The 16,920-nt window shown below is 67.8% G+C and carries 9 protein-coding genes; 3 read left to right on the forward strand and 6 right to left on the reverse strand.

Going from position 1 to position 16,920, the window contains the following annotated elements:
• The 6 genes from JSV65_12470 to JSV65_12495 form a co-directional block, all read right to left on the reverse strand.
• Positions 1-499, reverse strand: a 499-nt coding sequence (locus tag JSV65_12470; protein ID UCH33383.1) for a hypothetical protein, incomplete at its 3' end; no start/stop codon positions are given.
• Positions 500-543: 44 nt separating this feature from the next.
• Positions 544-2,112 (reverse strand): SUMF1/EgtB/PvdO family nonheme iron enzyme, encoded by a 1,569-nt coding sequence (locus tag JSV65_12475; protein ID UCH33384.1) that lies wholly within the window; start codon positions 2,110-2,112, stop codon positions 544-546.
• 125 nt (positions 2,113-2,237) lie between these two features.
• Positions 2,238-5,618: a VCBS repeat-containing protein gene (locus JSV65_12480; GenBank protein UCH33385.1), complete on the reverse strand. Its 3,381-nt coding sequence runs from the start codon at positions 5,616-5,618 to the stop codon at positions 2,238-2,240.
• A 135-nt stretch (positions 5,619-5,753) separates the two neighbouring features.
• A complete protein-coding gene (locus JSV65_12485; GenBank protein UCH33386.1) occupies positions 5,754-9,827 on the reverse strand; it encodes a hypothetical protein in 4,074 nt (1,357 codons plus the stop codon).
• A 103-nt stretch (positions 9,828-9,930) separates the two neighbouring features.
• Positions 9,931-10,182, reverse strand: coding sequence for a type II toxin-antitoxin system RelE/ParE family toxin (locus tag JSV65_12490; GenBank protein UCH33387.1), 252 nt, complete (start codon positions 10,180-10,182; stop codon positions 9,931-9,933).
• Complete coding sequence (locus JSV65_12495; protein ID UCH33388.1) at positions 10,182-10,415, reverse strand: hypothetical protein; 234 nt, start codon at positions 10,413-10,415, stop codon at positions 10,182-10,184. The genes JSV65_12490 and JSV65_12495 overlap by 1 nt, the downstream gene beginning before the upstream one ends.
• A 1,513-nt stretch (positions 10,416-11,928) precedes the next feature.
• Here JSV65_12495 and JSV65_12500 point away from each other — a divergent pair.
• The 3 genes from JSV65_12500 to JSV65_12510 form a co-directional block, all read left to right on the forward strand.
• Positions 11,929-15,243 (forward strand): hypothetical protein, encoded by a 3,315-nt coding sequence (locus JSV65_12500; GenBank protein ID UCH33389.1) that lies wholly within the window; start codon positions 11,929-11,931, stop codon positions 15,241-15,243.
• A gap of 4 nt (positions 15,244-15,247) precedes the next feature.
• Positions 15,248-15,745: an archease gene (locus JSV65_12505; GenBank protein ID UCH33390.1), complete on the forward strand. Its 498-nt coding sequence runs from the start codon at positions 15,248-15,250 to the stop codon at positions 15,743-15,745.
• Positions 15,746-15,903: 158 nt separating this feature from the next.
• On the forward strand, positions 15,904-16,920 hold a 1,017-nt coding region (locus JSV65_12510), incomplete at its 3' end, for a hypothetical protein (protein ID UCH33391.1).

Below are 16,920 nucleotides of genomic sequence, written 5' to 3' on the forward strand. Positions count from 1 at the left end.
CGCCGTCGAGGTCGAAGGGAATGATGCGCGACGGCACGGACTTGGCGAACTCGCCACAAGTCTCGCCGACCGCGATGGGGCCTGCGCTGCTCCGGATTTCCGTCGGCTCTCCGATCCGTGGCCTGCCGGGGGCTCCGACGTCCGGGTACAGGAGATACTGGCCCCGCCGCCGCGCCGCAGAGAGCAGGTTCATCCGGCCCGGGCCCCACGGCGCGGCGCTCACAAACCCGGAGACGCCTGGGAGTTCCTCACCCGGCAGCAGCCTTGGCGTGCCGTCGGGGTTGAGCCCGTCGGATAGGAAGATGTACGCGCCTCCTTCGTAGCACCCTTCCCAGCACGAAACGAGCAGGTCCTTCGCGCCCCGGCCGAGCCAGTCAACGACATCGCACGCCGCCCAGATGCCGACGGCCAGGTCTCCCTGCTTGACCGACGGGGCGTACTTCAGCTCCGGCGCGTCGTCGGTGAAACGCGAACTGCCGATCTCATCCTCCCAGCGCAATGATCCCAAACCTCCCTAACAGGCATGCTCGCCCTGTACGTATTTCAGCGGCTCGGCATGACGTCGTGCACACAGCGGAAGCCGTAGGCCGGGTTCTGCGCGCCGCGCGGTTGGGGGTGGCGCGAGGCGCAGCGGAAATATCTGGGGTCGCCGCCCATCCACCACGGGCCGCCGCGCAGGACGCGTTCCCGCTCATTGGCGGACGGCGTGAAGTCGCCTCTCTCGTAGCGCTCGTAAGCCTTCTCGTCGTACGGGTCGGCGCACCACTCCATGACGTTGCCCGCCATGTCCTTGCAGCCGTATGGGCTTGCGTCCGAGGGGTAGGAGCCGACCCGCGCCGCGCCCTCGCGCACCGTGTCGTGGGAGTCAATCCACTCCGCGATCGCTTTCTCCATGTCCTGCGCCGAGGAGTAGCGCCGTCCCGTGACCACTTCAAAGTTGCGGCACCGCCGGCTGTCCCACTGATCCCCCCACGGGAATACCCGCGCGTCGCCGCCGCGCGCCGCCTTCTCCCACTCGTATTCCCTGGGCAGCCGGCCCCCGGCCCACTCGCAGTAGGCACGCGCGTCATCCCAATCCACCATCATGACGGGGAAGTTTTCGAGGCCGGCGGGCACAGTGCCGCCTTCCCAGTGGTCGGGCGTGCGGTGTCGGGTCGCCTGCACGAAGCGCAGGTACTGCGCGTTGGTCACCTCCGTTCGCCCGATCCAGTACCCGCTCACGCGCAGCCTGAGCGCTGGGCGCTCGTCGTCGAACCACTCAAACCACTCGCGGTTGAGGTCGCCACCCCCCTTTGCCCAGGCGTCAATCTCGGCATCGCTGGTCCCTATCACGAACTCGCCCGGGGCGATGTAAACCATCTCCATCCCATCTCTCGGATTCACCCAGACATCCGCGGCCTGCGCGTTCGCCGGCGGCGTCGGGGTGCGCCACACCACCGCCTGCGAGTTGAGTTCGGGCGCAGGGGACACCCGTTCCCCCGGCCGCCGCTGCGGGCTGAATCCAGGAGCGGATGGCGGTGGCGGCGCAGGCGGCGCCACCGCGTCGGCGGAGGGCCCGTCCGCGAGAAGAGAGTAGTACGTCGCTTGGGTTGACTGCATCTTGCCGACCCACAGCAAGGCCGCCACTGCGACCACGACAGCGACAGCGAAGCCGACTCCCCAGTACGCCCATCGCCGCTGCACGATTCTGAAATGCTCGACGTCGCGAAAGGGCCGCGCCTTCCATGCCAGTTCGCTGCCCTTGATGCCGAGGTAGAGCGACAGCGCGACCGGCACGATGTTCGCGACAGCGCCGATACCTGTGGACGGAGCGAGAAAAGCCGTGGCCGCGGAGACGATGAGGAATAACGCCGCCAGCCGCCACAGACGGTGGCCGAGCGCCCATGCCCAGGTCAGCAGAAACGCCCCCCAATTCCAGCGTGCCACTTCGGGAAGTCGGCTGGGATCATTGCCGGACCGAAACGGAGAAACGGCCGGTTCAGCGCGAGGCGCGGCCTCCGGGGCGGTGACGGGCTGCGTTTCCCCGGCGGGCCCGGGGTACCCGCAGTGAGGACAGCTCTCGGCCTCCGTCGAAATCAACTGCCCACATTCGCGGCACGCGACCAGTGCCATTGCCACCTCCCGTCAAGGGCTTGCTTGTTTGCAGTCATGGTCTTCAGCCCGCGCGCCTCCGCCTCCTCTTCAATCGCCGGGAGCGACTGGTTGGCGCCGGATCAGCGCCGCCGCGCACCGCGCGATTACTGGGAGTCTGCTGCGCGGTGCAGCCGCAGCGTCCAGGCCGCAATCTCACCGCGCTTGGCAGCGACGGCGCGCGCCGCGGCCTCCTCCGCTTCGGCTTCGACTACGCGGTTGACCGCTTCGTCGCGCGCGCGTTCGGCCTGTGCGATGACCGCGTCTTCTACCGTGCCGTTTGCCGACTCGATCGCCTGGCGCAGCAGGTCGAGCGCGGCGTAGTCCTGTATTCCCATCGCCGCCGCCTCCCAGCGCTTGCTCGACACCGGCTCGTCGCCGGGATAGACCAGGACATACTCCCCTTCCCCCTCCTCATCTCCGCGCCAGGGCTGATACTGCGTCGTGCAGTAGGTCCAGAAACCGACGCCCGTCAGGCCGTAGCGAAACGCGTACCACGACGGCTTGCGGTAGTAGTCGGTCGGCGACACCGTCTTCACGCGGTCGCCGCAGGAATACGACCACACCGGATTGCCGGTGCTGAGCATGAACTCCACGCGCTCGGGTTCGTCTATCGCCCATCCGGTGCCCGGGCACCAGATGTCGGTGTACGGCGCCGCCTCCCGCAGCTTGTCGAGGGTCATGCGCCCCACCGGGTCGGTGTAAACCTTGACCCTGGGATCGGCGCGCTTCCCGGCTTGCGCCATGCGGAGGTACTCCTGGACGTTCCCCTCCGTCAAGCCCGGCTCGTCAACGGGGTAGAGGGCGAAGTCGTCATAGCCGATGCCCATCTCGGCGAGGTGTTCGACCAGCTCGCGAACCAGCGTGACATGCGCCTTCTCCCACACCGGGGTGTGCGCGCGGAATGGCCCTCGAACGCCCGACTGGTACCCGCAGTAGAGCAGAATCCCGTGGGGCTGCAGCATCCCGACGATGCGGTCGTGCTCCGACCAGTCGATCTCCCCGAGCATGTTACCGTCGGCGTCGAACTGCGCCGCCGGCGTCGCGCTGCCGACCAGCACGAAGACGTTGGTGCCGTGCTTGACGAGATCCGCGACCGCTTCGTCCTGGCAGCGGCTGAGATAATTGCCGGGCTGGTAGAAATACCCCCAATTGCAGAGGCGCAGTTGCCGCCCGTCCTTGAGGCTCAGCGGCATCACCTCGAACTCCAACGCGATGCGCTTCTCTCGGCGGCGCTGCTCGGTGGTCACCAAGTTCAGGGGTAGAGCGTATCGCCCCGGTTCCAGCGCGGCGGTGTCGAGGATCAGCCACAACTGCCGCGCTTCGAGGCTTGGTATCTCAATCAGCCTGTCGGGACCGAGCTTGGGGAGCGGGTCCCACACCTCGGCGCCCGAGCGCGACCCGACCGAGCGCAATACGAGTATCTCCAGGCGACCTTGCCACGGCAGCGTTTCGTCTCCGCGGGTCAGGTCTTCCGGCTCCACTCGCACCGGCAGCGTGCGCTCCGACACGTTGAGCAGATTCAGCGCGACCGGTCGGCGCTCGTCCTGATACAGCGGCGGAATGTCCACGGCGGCGGCGGTGTCGCTGGCCGGCAGCGCCGCCTCGTCGAAGGGAAGCCACGGATTCGCCTGCCACACCAGGGCCGGAAAGCCGGGGGTGTGATCGGCAACGATTTTCGCGAGTTGCTCCAGATGGCGACTTTGGCGAACCAGCTTCTCGGCTTGAGGGCTCAGTTCGCGCGCTGCCTGCGGGCCTTTGACGCGAGCGGCCTGCTCGACGCGCGCCGCCATCCCCTCGAGCAAGGACAGCCTGGCAAGCAGCCCGGCACCTGCGCTCGCGGGTGCCAGGTCGAGGCGCTCTAGCGATTCCCACGCGGCCCCGACCGCCTCTCGCGCAACGCGCGTGTGCTCCGGGAACGGCGCCATCGCCTTGGAGATCTCGTTCGCCCGTGTCCGCCCGCGCGACGCCACGCGTGCCTGCGCCGTGTACCTGCCTGCGGCGTACGGCTCGAAGCGAACGGTCAACGACTCGCCCGCCCTCAACCGCTGTGCCCCGGAATACGTGACCCCGTCCGGACGGCGCACCTGCGCCCACGCCAGTCCCGGCGACTTCACGGGGCCGACGACGAGCACGCTCTGGTCGCCGTCGAAGCCGGAGAACGCCAGCGCTGGACCCTCGCCGCGTACCACTCCGGCAGACTCCTCGCGGCGCGCCGCCCGCGCAGCCCTTGTCATCGGCGCGACGCCGGCCACCTGCGGCGTGTTGCGGAAACTTGCCCACTGCACTCGTCCCGAGCCGCCCGCGGTCAGGCAGACCACCTCTCGGATGGATGCGATGACGATCTCAAGCCGGCCGTCGCCGTCGAGGTCTGCAATCACGGGGGTGGCGTTGGTGCCCTCGCCCTGCGGCGCCTCGGCCACAACGGCGCCACGGGAGTCGAGCACCACGAGCGGGCCGTGGCGATATCCATACACGATCTCCGGTCGCCCGTCGCCGTCCACATCAGCCACCGCCGCCGCCGAGATGACCCCCGCGAAGCCTGACTGCCCGAGGTCGCGCGTCTCCTGGAAAACCACTTCGCCGGTCGAACTGAGGCACATCAGGCCGTCCTCGTGGTGGCCGACGAAGATCTCCAACGTGCCGTCCGCATCGAGATCCGCGACCGACACCGCCGAGTCTATGCCCGAGCCGGTCTCGGCCGCCCACTCGACCGTCCCCGCCGCACCGTCCAGGCACACCACTCTGCCGCTGCCATATCCCTGCAGCACCTCGTATCGGCCATCGCCGTCGAGATCCGCGATGGTCGGCGCGCAGTAGAGATCCGTCCCCGGCTGGCGGTGAAGCCACAGCGCGCGCCCGCCCGATGCCAATGCGTACAGCGCGCCGTCGTCGTAGGGGACGAGCAGATCGCTGCGGCCGTCGCCGTCGAGATCCGCCTCGGCCAAGGGACTTGGTATCCCCGCCGGCGCCTCGAACCGCCACAGCAGGCGCCCCTCGCAATCCAGCACGCTGACGTATCCGAGCGCGTCGGGAAGGGCGACCTCGAGCCGTTGGTCGCCGTGCAGGTCGGCGATCAGCGGGCTGCACCAGTCGAAGCCGCCGCGAAGCCGCCAGGCCCAGCGCGGCTTGCCCGCGGCGTCGAGGCAGACGGCGTCGCCGCTCGTGGCGACGGCGATCGTCTCCGGTGCGCCGTCCAGGTCGAGGTCCGCCACCGCGGCCGCCCCGTGATACATTGCGTCCTCTCGATCATAGCTCCACCGGATCTTGCCGTCGGCGCCATACAGCGTTACAGCTCCGCCCTCGGTGGTCACCACCACCCCTCGCTCCGATTCGTGTGACCATAGGGTGGGCGACGAGCGGACGGTGCCCTTGGGAGCCACGCGCCACAGCGTCTCCAGTTCAAGCGCGCCTGCCGACGGTGCGACGGCGATGCACGCGACGACGATGACGGCAGCCAACAGCGATGTCAGAGGTGTGCGCATCATTACTCCTTTGGCTGTCAAACGATTATCAGAGCCCGCGCATTCCGTCAGGCCGATGTCATCCGTGGTGGCGGGAAGAGGCTCCCGGCAACGAGTCCGCGGCTGAATGACGCCGCCGGGGCGGTGCGCGAACCGCCCCTACCGCCCGGCCGCCGGTGCCAGCGTGAACCGCAGGCGCTGGCCGAAGAACGAGACCCCCTCGGCCTTCAGACGGATCGTCACGTCGGTGCGCTCGCTGACGCCGGCGGGCCATATCCACTCGGTGCGCTGCGAGCCGTATCGTGGAAGATCGCCGCCGATCACGTCACGTTGGACGGTTTCCTTCGCGCCGCTGAAGGTAATGTAGCTCCACACCGGCCCAGCCTTCACCTTGCGCTCCGGTGTGCTCTTGACCGATTGCGGTGAGAGCCACGCCGCGATGCCGGTGTTGATTAGCTCCGCGCGCAGCGTGAGGGGCTTTCCCGCCGGCACCTCAATTACCGCGCCATTCGTGACCTCGACGTCCTTGCCGTCGGCTGCGCCGACCAGCACCACCTCGCCGAACTCCGCGTTGAGGTATTTCGGCGGGTTGTGGCCGTTTAACGGCGTGCCGCCGACGGCAACGCGCGGCGCGTCGGCCGAGTCCATCCCATCCGCCTCGGTGCGTAGCCCGACGGTCTTCCCGGCGCGCACCGCGGCGACATATTCATCGGCGTGTCGCTCCCAGGTCCCGGCGTAGCCCTCGACATCGAGGTCGCGGTCGATCGTGATCCAAATGTCGGGCTCCGGGCGCTCGCGCGGGGCGGTGATCCGCGGCGAGAACCGGCGCAGCTCCTCCGCCGCCTCGCGCGGCGTGCCCTCGGGGTTGATGATGCCGAAGTCGCTGTTCTCGTCCACTCTCAGCCCGCCCGGATACCACCACCCCGCCGAGCCGCTCGCTCCGGATTGCAGCACCATGCGGGAGAGATTGCGATACACCTCGCCCTGGTTCACGTACTTCTCCGGCACCGTGGCGGGGTAGATCGTGTAGCCGAACTCGGACCAGAACACGGGCTTGCCGTTGCTTGCCCAGCGCCCGTAGAGCGTCGTGAACCCCGCGCGCTCAAAGTTCTTCCATTCCCCCGACAGCCCCCAGCCTTCGGGCGACGCGAAATCGAGATGCGCCGCGCCGGAGATCATGTCGAACGCCATCACCGGCACGACGCCGGGCATGCCGGTCCCGCCGTAGCCGGTGCGCGCGCCCAAGAGATGGTTCGGGTCGAGGCGCCGCAGGAAGCGCGTGACCCGGCCGTAGCCCTGGCTAATCAGGTCATCGGCGAAGCGGCGGTACGCCGCCACCATGCGCCGGTGGCCCCCGTCTTCGCGGAGCTGCGCGTCGGTGGGACCGGTCGGCCGCCCGTCAATCCGCCGGACTTCGCATTCCCAGTCGCGCTCGGCGGCCTCGATGGAGCCGTAGCGCTCCTCGATCCACTTCGCCCATTCATCCTCATACTGCCGCCGCTCGGCCTCCGGCCCAAGCCGCGGCTCCCACGCGAGGTCATACGCGAACACGGCATCGTTCTCAGCCAGGCGCGCCGCGGTCACCAGCTCCTCGACCACAGAGTCGTCGAACGCCAGGGGATGGGCGCCCGGTATGAAGACGTTGACGTACACGCCGTGCTTCTTCGCGCGCTGGAGGAAATCGTTGAGCGCGGGCGCCTGGTCAACGTTGCCGTACTGAATGCTCACCATGTTGGCGCCGAGCGATTCGAGCATCATCAGATCGCGCTCGGCCGCCTCGGGATCGTATTGCGACGGGCTCAGCCAGTGCAGCCAGTAGTGGAATCGCTCCAGGCCCGCGACGTAGAGCGGCCAGAAGTTGAGGCCGTGGGGGTACCACTTCTTGCCGGCGAGGTTGAAATCGGTGCCCGCCCGCGTTTCCGGTGACCTTGAGTCGGTCGAACTGCCGCCGCGAACGGTCACGAATTGCGGATCCGCGCACGGCGCGATGACGGAGAACTCGTGGGCGATACGGTCGAGCGGCGCGCCGCTGCCGTCAGCCGGCAGCAACTCGCACACCGCGCGATACCGTCCGGCGGCGAGCGTCGGGCACTCGCTCGACACGCGAAGGATGCGCCTCGGCTCGACGCGGACCGGCGCCGCGTCCTCGTGCACGGCGCGCCCATCCGCATCGGTGACGGCAAAGCGGACGCGGCCGGCTTCGGCCTGCGCGCCGATGTTCATCACCCCGGCGACCAGCCGCGGCGGCTCGCCGTCCCGGGTGAAGTACGAGAATCGATCCGAACCACCGTTGGCAAGCAGCAGTCCGCCGACCAACCGGTCGGCGACGCCGCTCACCACCGGACCCACGATGTCCCAGCGCTCGCGCACCGCCTGCGGGTCGAGCCCAATGTAGGTCCATGTCGCGCCGCGGTACGGGGCGGCGATCGCCACATACGTGGATGCGACGGCGCCCCGATAAGCGCCCTCCTGCGTGGCGGCGCGTATCAACGGCACCCAGCGGCCCGGAAGCCCGCTGCCTGCTCCCAGTCCGCGCTGCCGCCATATCGGTGAGACGAGAGAGCCGCTGACGCCGGCCGGCGGGAACGGCGCGAAGCAAGCCTGCTCCGGGTCGGGTACAAGCACGTGCGCATCCGCTCGCAGCGCCGTTCGGTACACCTTGTACCACGGGCTCATCGCCTCCAGCGTCGGCGGCTCCGGCGCGGCGCCGGGCAGCGGCGACGGCGCAGCGCCCATATCCGCGATCCAGTACACATGCTCGCCGCGTGGAATTGGGGAATGGCTCTCCGCCAGCCCGAACACAATACGCTCGGCCTGCTGTGGGTTAAAGACATCCCCTGGTCCGCCGCGGTCCTTTGTCGGGCTGTCCTGCCAGTATCTGAAGTCCTCCGCGCGCAGGGCGTAGTGCCGCCACTCCTGGGCCAGCTCGACCGCCGCCATCCACCGCGAGCCGTCGCGCTCGTTCCATTCCACGACGAGGTGGCCGGTGCGCGGCCCTCCCCTCGCCCAGAAGCACGTGACACTCTGCCCCGCCGGGAACGGGTCGTCGAGCGGCGGCGAGGCGTACGTCTCCCAGCCCGCGAGGTCGCCGATCCGCACCTCCAGCGCGGTGTGTCCATCGGGACCGGGGACCGGTTTGTGCTTCACAGATGACTGCGGATTGCTCGTCGCGCGCGCCCACTGCGTCAGGTCCGCGCCGGCGAAATCAATGATACTCACCTCCGCGCGGATCTGCTCCAGGATATCCTGCGCGTTCTTCCATTCCCCGTGGTAGGGCCACAGAATGTTCTTAAACGGCGGGCCGCCGAACGCGATGAGATGTCCGCCCGAGCGCAGGAAGGCGAGGAGGTTGTCCGTCGCTGGCCCGGGCATCATCTCGCTGCGCGGGAGGACGAGGATGTCGTAGCGGCCCCGGTTGAAGACATTCGCGTCGGCGAGAGCCGCCGGGTCGAGCGGCTGCGACTTCACGCCGGCTTGGCGCAGGGCATCCGCAGTCAAACGCGCGATCTCCTCGCCGCCAGTTTGAGAGAGGATCGCGGCGGTCACGGTGCCCCCCGCGCGGCGCGTCAGATGCAGCGACTCCCCGCTCGCGGAAACGTCGTCGAAGCGCGCATTCATGGCCACCACCTCGAGCGCGGCGCGGCCGGACCGCACCGCCGGAATGTGCGGGCTGAAGTTGAACGTGCGCGCGAAGATGACCTCGCCGCCGTCGCGCACCTCGCCCCGGATGGATTTGTCATCAACGGTGATACGGAGATCGTAGTCGCGCCCGAAGCCCCATTCTCCGCCTACGCTTTGCTCCCCCGCGAGCGCGGTGCGGCCGGTGTTCTGCGCCTGCCACGTCGGGCCGTACTGCTCGACCAGCTCGCAGTAATGCTGACCCGCCGGGCTCTCGACCACGGCGAGGCGCCAGTAGTGCCCCGGCCCCTGGTACAGCATCAGGCCGGCGGCGGCCCACGCGCCGGGCCGCGCGCGGGCATCAGGGCGCACCCGCGCCCGGATCTCTCCCGCAGTTATCTCGGGACAAGCGAAGGCGATGGCTACCGCGTGCTCGCTCCCCTGCGAGACGAGCCCGCCGGATTGCGCTTCCCACCCGGCGGTCAGATCCCACTTCGCGCCGACATCGGGGATGGCCGCATAGGCGTCGAAGTTGTCGTCGAAGAGCGCGTCGGCGGCGGAGCGACTCGCCGCCGCGCTCGCCAGAAGCATCGCGATCAGCACTAGCGCGCGCATGGCATGACCTCCGGCCATGTATTCGCATCAGAACCCCGGCACACCTGCGGTGCGATGCCGGGGGCATGGGGGAGAGTTCGGCAGATGGGGCAACGTGATGGGGTCAGTAGGCCTTGCTGCGGTGGCGCACACCGGTGATGAGGACAACTCCGGCGTCATCGTTGATTTCGTACAAGATCCGCCAGTCGCCAACTCGGATGCGCCAGGTGGGAGGGTGGTAATTGCGAAGTAGTAGAGATCCCTGAGGACGCGGGGTGTCGCGAAGAGCGCGCAGGGCGGCAAAGATGCGTTGGGCTGCGCGTGGGGACAGCCGGCGGATATCGCGCTCTGCGGCCGGCGAAACGAGAACCTGCATCAACGCAGCTTGCCCTGAGAGCGGAGACGGGACTCGACCACCTCCAGCGGCACAGGCTTGCCGGTCGCCTTGCCCTTCTTCAGATGGCGGATGTCGTCGAGTTGCTCAGCGGCTTCGACGAGTTCCTCGTACTCCTCGACGGAAAGCACCACACCGGTGCGTCGGCCGTTCGCGTCCACCAGGAACTGCTTGCGCCTTCTCTTCGCGGGGCTGGCCTTAGTGCTGGTTGCCATAGCAGCATCATCCTACCATTTGCAGGTGCATAGGTCAATAAACCGCACGCGGTGGGGTGTGACCTCGAAAAGTGGGAATGCCGGGAATCGGCGCAGCGTGCTTACGGTGGCGCGGCCGTATCGGCGGCCTTACCGATTTGCGGAGTCGGACCGATGACCACTGATGAACCCCCAGCTCAAGCCGGCCAGCGCACCCAGTCCGGCCCAGAGAAGCCAGTTCAGGCCAAATGCCGCCCATCCGAGCTCGTTCGACTCCGGTGCCGCAGCCGCAAGGATCATCATGGGCAGGATTGCTATGAGCGCCGCCGGTTCCCAGGGCACCGCGGTTAGCAGAAACGGAAGCCCGAATCCGACACATAGACCAATAGCTATGCATCTGGGCAAGGGCTTCCACGAACTAACGACGACCTCGGCGTGTGTGCATCGCTCGTGGAGTTCCGGCACCACGCACGGTGGGGTCTCGCCAATGGTGGGATGACGCCGCGCCCCAATGCGATGCAGGACCAGCCAGCCTAATGCTGCACCTGCAACTGCAACGACTGTTCCTGCCCAGTTGAGAGGGTGCCACGTATTCCCGAAACCAAACACGCGAACCCAAGCGAGGGAAGGCCCTGCGAGTGCAAGAATAACGTGGCCGCGAGGCCACAGCAAGCCTACCCCGAGGCCCGAGATCGCGCCGGCAAAGCAGTTGCCGGCCAGTACGTACGGGGCGCCGTAGCCCGGGATGCCACGCAGGACAGACCAAGAGACCTCGTCGGCAACTTCGTAGAGCGCCATCCCGGCGGCGCCAGCCCCGATACCGAGAACTAGGCTCCTGACCACTTTCAAATCTTCGCCCTCACTGAGCGTGTCGGTGCCCAGGCTTCATCGAACAACTCCGAGGGTGACCTAGTGCTCTGTCAATCATGTTCTGATGTGTCGCTACGTCTCGCGCCCCGACAGGTCTGGGCGCGCCCGGCATGCTCATGCCGGGCGCGCGGTCTCCCTTCGACCGAGCTCAGGGCAGGCTCTGACCGCGCGGAAGGCCAATCTATCAGAGTAAGATTGACAGAGCACTGGTGGAAATCCGGCGACATCATAGTTCAGAGATGAAGCGCCTTTCCCATGGCCCCTTCGGCACAGGTTTGGGGCTGCACAACTGGGGCCAGAATACGCGGTTCGACTGCGAGTGTCAATCGCTGGGTCGAGCACGCTTCTTCCAGAGCACTGCAGGAACAAGGAGGAGTCTCCTGTTGGGGCGCGGGACCGGGATGCGATAGGGTCCGGCGGGCGGGAGTAGCTGCGCCGGGGGCAGAGAAGTCGGCTTCAGGCGCGGTAGGTGTGCGGAGCCGGCAGACGCCGATGGGACTGTGGGGGTGGGTGGACTTGGCGAACACAATCGGCGCGACGAGACCGATCTATTGAGCGTCCCCGATTGCGTCTGCGCCATCTCGGAATGCGGGCGGAAAGCGAGGGGCGCCGTGCAGGACGCCTGCGCACTCCGGCGAACGTGGTTCGCGGAGGACGCCCCACGATGGAACCGCTCAAGACCGTCGTCGTGCTGGTCGCGCTGATCGTCGTCGTCGGACATGCCTGCGCGTTGCGCGGCGACGCGGTGGAAGTGCAGCCCGGCGTCACGAGCCTGGAAGAGATTGGCGCGTATCGCGTCGGCTATCAGCGGCACGGCGAGCCGGTGACGATGATGCCGGACGGCTGGGTCGGCCACTTCGAGTCGAAGTCCGGGATCTCATACACGCCGTGGCCGAACCAAGGGGGGAAGCACACTATCCTCCTGCACTGCCCCTGGCGCGGAGGGACGGGGATCGCGTTCGCGGAGTACGACCTCGAGCTTCCCGAGATGACGCCCATCGTCTTCACCTTCGCCATCGCGATGCAGCAAGGCAGAACGGACGAGAGCGACGGCGCGACATTCCGCGCGCTGCTCCGGACGGGCGGCGAAACCGTCGTCCTCTGCGACGAGCATCGCAAGTCAACGGACTGGCATGACTTCGAGGCCGACCTCTCGCGTTGGTCGGGGGAACGCGTCACGCTGCGCCTGGAGACCGGACCCGGCCCGAACGATGACCCGGGCTTCGACTTCTCCCTGTGGGGCGAACCGGAGATCACCGTCGGCGGTCCGCTGTCGGAACAGGAGCGCGTGCGTGCCGCCTTGCGCGCCCGCGAGCGGTGGCGCGCGGCGGTCGGCGACACGGATCTGATCGCCCTCGCCAACCGTTCCGATGTCGGCTGCCGCCCGACCTGCGATGACAAATACACGAACGAGGTCCGGCGCGAGGGCGAGACATACATCCTCGCCTACCACGGCGCGGACCTCGCCTTGCGCTACGAGCTGTCCGGGGACTGCGACCCGGGGACGCTGGCGGTGCGAGTGGCGGGCTTCCCGCCGTTCCGCGTCGCGCAGGGGTTCGGGCCGGCCGAGGATGAGATGGCATGGAGGCTGGACACGGCGCGCATTGAGGGCGACGGCCTTGCAGTGCGCGGGCAGTACGAAAGCGAGGGTGCGGCGGTGCCGATCGCGGTCTCGCTGCGCATCGCCGGCAAGACGCTCGTGGTTGCCGTCGAAGGCCCGGCCGGCCCGGAGCACTTCTCCCTCGGCTCGCTCGGGCCGGTGCCGCTGCGGCGCGTCATTTCGGTGCCGTACCTGGACGCGGGCGATGTGCGTTACCTGCCGCACAATGGACTGTACTACTCCGCGATCCTCGACTGGGTGGACACGAATGCCTCGCGCCAGGACGACACGACGGCACATTACGGCGCGCTGACCGACGGCTCGCGCAACCCGATTCGCGAGGTTGGCTACATCACGGTGTCGCCGGATCTGCGCGAGGTGCTGCCGAACATCCCGCTGCCGCCGTCGCCGTATCTAAACGAACTCGCGCCGCGCGTGATGCTCGATATCTGGGGCGGCGCGTTCGCGGAGAACGCGCAGCTCATCCGCGACCTCGCGGACTACGGCGTCACCAATGCCGCGATCATCAAGCACGTGTGGCAGCGCGGCGGATATGACAACGAATACCCAACCGTGCTGCCCGCCAATGCGGGCCTGGGGGGCGACGACGCCCTGCGCGAGTTCTCTCGCGCCGCGGCCGAGGCGGGCCACGTGTTCTCGCTGCACGAGAACTACATTGACTTCTATCCGAACTCCGAGCTGTGGGACGAGGCGGATGTCGCGCGCGACGCGCAGGGCGAGATGCAGAAGGCGTGGTTCAACGGCGCGGTGCAGATTCAGAGCTACGCCGCGAAGCCGACCGCGCTGATCAAATACGCGCGGCAGTTCGCGTCGGAGATTCACACGCGCTACGACACCTCCGCCGCCTACCTCGACGTGCACACCTGCGTGCCGCCGTGGTTCCACGTGGACTTCGACGCCGGAGCGCCGGGCGCGGGACGAGCGCGCACGGTTTACGACGCCAACCTGGGTCTCTTCGGCCTCGAGCGCGCGGCACACGGCGGGCCGCTGTTCGGCGAGGGCAACAACCACTTCTACTGGGCGGGCGCGGTGGACGGCGCCGAGGCGCAGGTCGCGGGCGGCGAAAGCGCACCGCTGCTGGTTGATTTCGACCTGCTCAAGATCCACCCGCAGATGGTGAATCACGGCATGGGGTACCACGAGCGCTGGCTGCGCGAGGGATACAACGGGGACTGGGGCAGCCGCGTCCCGCCGCAGTACCGCATGGACAAGTACCGCAGCATGGAGATCGCCTACGGCCACGCGGGATTCATCGCCAATCAGATTCTGCGCGAGCCGACGTATGCGGCCAAGGAGCACCATCTGGTCGGCCCGGTGCAGGCGCTGTACGGCGCCGCCAAGGCGCTGGCGGTCGAGTACGAGGTCGGCGGGCGGATGCTCGATGTCTCGGACGCGGTCGCCGCGGGCGTGCTCGATCGCGTGCATGTCCGGTACGATACGGGCCTCGATGTGTGGGTCAACTTCCGAGCGCAAGACTGGCAGGTCGGCGACCACCGCATCCCGCAGCACTGCTTTTTCGCCGAGGCACCCGATCTGCTTGCCTGCTCCTGGCGGCAGGGCGAGACGTTTCGCGATTACGCCGAAACGCCCCGGACCATTTTCGCCGATGCTCGCAGCGTCATCGTCGCGCCGTGGAAGGACATCACGCCGAACGTCGCCTCGTTCGAGGCGCTGGGCAACCGCCGTTTCCGCGTCACCTACGAATGGAGGGTGAACGACGCGCTCGACTACGACCACCACGTCTTCGTGCATTTCACTGATTCAGGGCCGGGCGAAGGCATCGTGTTTCAGCAGGATCACGCGCCGCCGGTGCCGACCTCGCAGTGGCAACCGGGTCAGACGGTGACAGATGGGCCGTACGAGATCGAAGTCCCGGAGTCGGCGGGCGAGCGCTTCACGTGGGCCATCGGGCTGTACCGCGGCGAACGAGTGTCGCTGCGCGGCAAACTGGATTCCAGCGGCCGGGTCGTGCTCGGCGAGATAACGGTCGCGCCGGACGGGGCAGTTGCGTTTGCCGCGACCGAGGAAGCGGATATCGCGGATCGCGCGGCGGAATTCGAACGGCGGATGAACCGCGAAGGAAAGCTGGTGGACTTCGGCAAGATCGCCGCCGACGGCACGGTGTTCATCCGGCGCGAGGGCGGCGCCCTGCGCGTCATGCCCATCCCGCGAGGCCGCGCGGGGACGCTGACGCTGCGCCTGCGCGAACTCGGTCTGAACTGGGAGCGCGCGCAGGTCTCAGCGGTCGGCGTGGACGGCGAGGAATTGCGCGGTTGGGAGGCGCCGGTCGTTGATGGCAGCCTGACGCTGCGGCTGGAAATGCCGCAGGCGCGGAGCTTCGTGGTGCGACGGGAGTAACGCGATGACCGACCCGCGCTATCGCTTCGAGGTCCGCGATCACGCCGCCGACAAAGCGGCGACGGCGTACGGCAGGACGCTCGACGAACTCTTCGAGGCGGCGGCGCATGCGATGTTCGACATCGCGGTGGACCTAAGCACGGTGCACGCCGCGGAAACGCGCGACATCACCCTCGAGGAGCAGTACGGCGAGGATCTGCTCCGCCAGTGGCTGGATGAGTTGCTGTTTCTGTTTGACACCGAGAAGATCGTGTTCAGTGAGTTCTCCGCGCAGGTCGAATGCCCGCAGTCGCCGGAGCGCACCTGCCGCCGGGTCGGGGAGTTCGCGGAACCCGAGGGAAAACTGTGGCGGCTGCGAGCCGCCGCGCGCGGGCAGCGCTATTCCGATGCGATGGAGCGCCGCGGCGCGGTGGTCAAGGCCGTCACCTACCACAACTTCGCGCTGCGTCCGCCGGATACGCCCGGCGGCGACTGGGTGGCGGAAATGGTCTTCGACGTGTAGCACCTGACGCGGTCGCCGAGAGCCGGCCCGACTGTCGTAATGCGACGGCGCAGGGCCGCGTGTCACCGACGGCCCGGAGCCGAGTTTGTGGAGAACTCACACTGAGCGAGTTCGACAGATGCCGGCGGGGGGAATGACGACTCATGGAGGAGATCGCAATGCGTGGAATGCCCATACTTGTCGTTTGCCTACTGCTCGCGGTTTCCATCGCCGCGCGAGGGGGCTTGACGGCCGCGGAGGCGCCGCAGTTCAGGGGCCTGGCTCTCGGCGAAGCGACGCCCGACGACGTCATCGCGGCCCTCGGCCAGCCGAAGTACGGCGACCCGGCGAAGGACGAAACCGTTATCTACGATTCCCAGCAGGCTGGCCATGTAGACGCGCTGACTTTTGACGGCACGCCGAGGAAGCTCGCGCTGGTCGAAACGGCATCGCCCCAACCGGGGCTGGCGAGCCGCGACGAGATTCTGTCGCAACTCGGCGAGCCGGAGTACGAGCTGCGTCTGGGGCGGCAGACGATGTACGAGTATATCCAGTGCGGCATGCGCTTGTGGGTGGATGCCAAGACCGGCGCGACCATCGGCACCGTGCTCTTCGTGCCGCAGGCGCATCCCCGCGTGCCGGCCGGGGAACAGCGGTCTGTGACGGTTGCACCGGTTCCCAGTCCCCCCTCACCGGGGAAGCCCGCGGTGTTCCGCGTCGGCGTCGCGTCGCGCGACATCACGCCGAAGGCGGAGTGGCTCGCGGCGCTTGACTACGAAACCGTGCACGATCCCCTTGAGGTGCGCTGCGCGGTCATTGCAAACGAGGACGAAACCGTCGCCATCGTGGGCGCGGACACTTTCATCTTCGGCGCCGCGGAGCTGGCGCCGATACAGGCCGAGGCGCGAGCGGCGGGCATTGACTACCTGCTGTACGGATCGAGCCACACCCACAGCGCGATCGACTGCATGGGTTACTACGGCCCGCGCCCGGATGAGTACGATGCGTTCGCACAGAGCCAGATCGTCGCCTGCATCAGGGAGGCGCAGAGCAACATGATGCCGGCGACGATCGAGGTCGCGCAGGTCGAACTCATGCTCCATGGCGGACGCATCGAGACGATCTCGCGCAACTGGCGCGACCCGGGCATCGTTGATCCGTACCTGACAGTCCTGCGCTTCACCGGCGCCGGCGAA

It is taken from the genome of Armatimonadota bacterium (assembly GCA_020354555.1).
Lineage (GTDB): Bacteria > Armatimonadota > Hebobacteria.

What these genes read in the sequence shown, in the direction of transcription:
- JSV65_12475 (UCH33384.1), bottom strand. Translation starts at nt 2,112, where the DNA reads ATGGCACTGGTCGCGTGCCGCGAATGTGGGCAGTTGATTTCGACGGAG.
- JSV65_12480 (UCH33385.1), bottom strand. Translation starts at nt 5,618, where the DNA reads ATGATGCGCACACCTCTGACATCGCTGTTGGCTGCCGTCATCGTCGTC.
- JSV65_12485 (UCH33386.1), bottom strand. Translation starts at nt 9,827, where the DNA reads ATGCGCGCGCTAGTGCTGATCGCGATGCTTCTGGCGAGCGCGGCGGCG.
- JSV65_12490 (UCH33387.1), bottom strand. Translation starts at nt 10,182, where the DNA reads ATGCAGGTTCTCGTTTCGCCGGCCGCAGAGCGCGATATCCGCCGGCTG.
- JSV65_12495 (UCH33388.1), bottom strand. Translation starts at nt 10,415, where the DNA reads ATGGCAACCAGCACTAAGGCCAGCCCCGCGAAGAGAAGGCGCAAGCAG.
- JSV65_12500 (UCH33389.1), top strand. Translation starts at nt 11,929, where the DNA reads ATGGAACCGCTCAAGACCGTCGTCGTGCTGGTCGCGCTGATCGTCGTC.
- JSV65_12505 (UCH33390.1), top strand. Translation starts at nt 15,248, where the DNA reads ATGACCGACCCGCGCTATCGCTTCGAGGTCCGCGATCACGCCGCCGAC.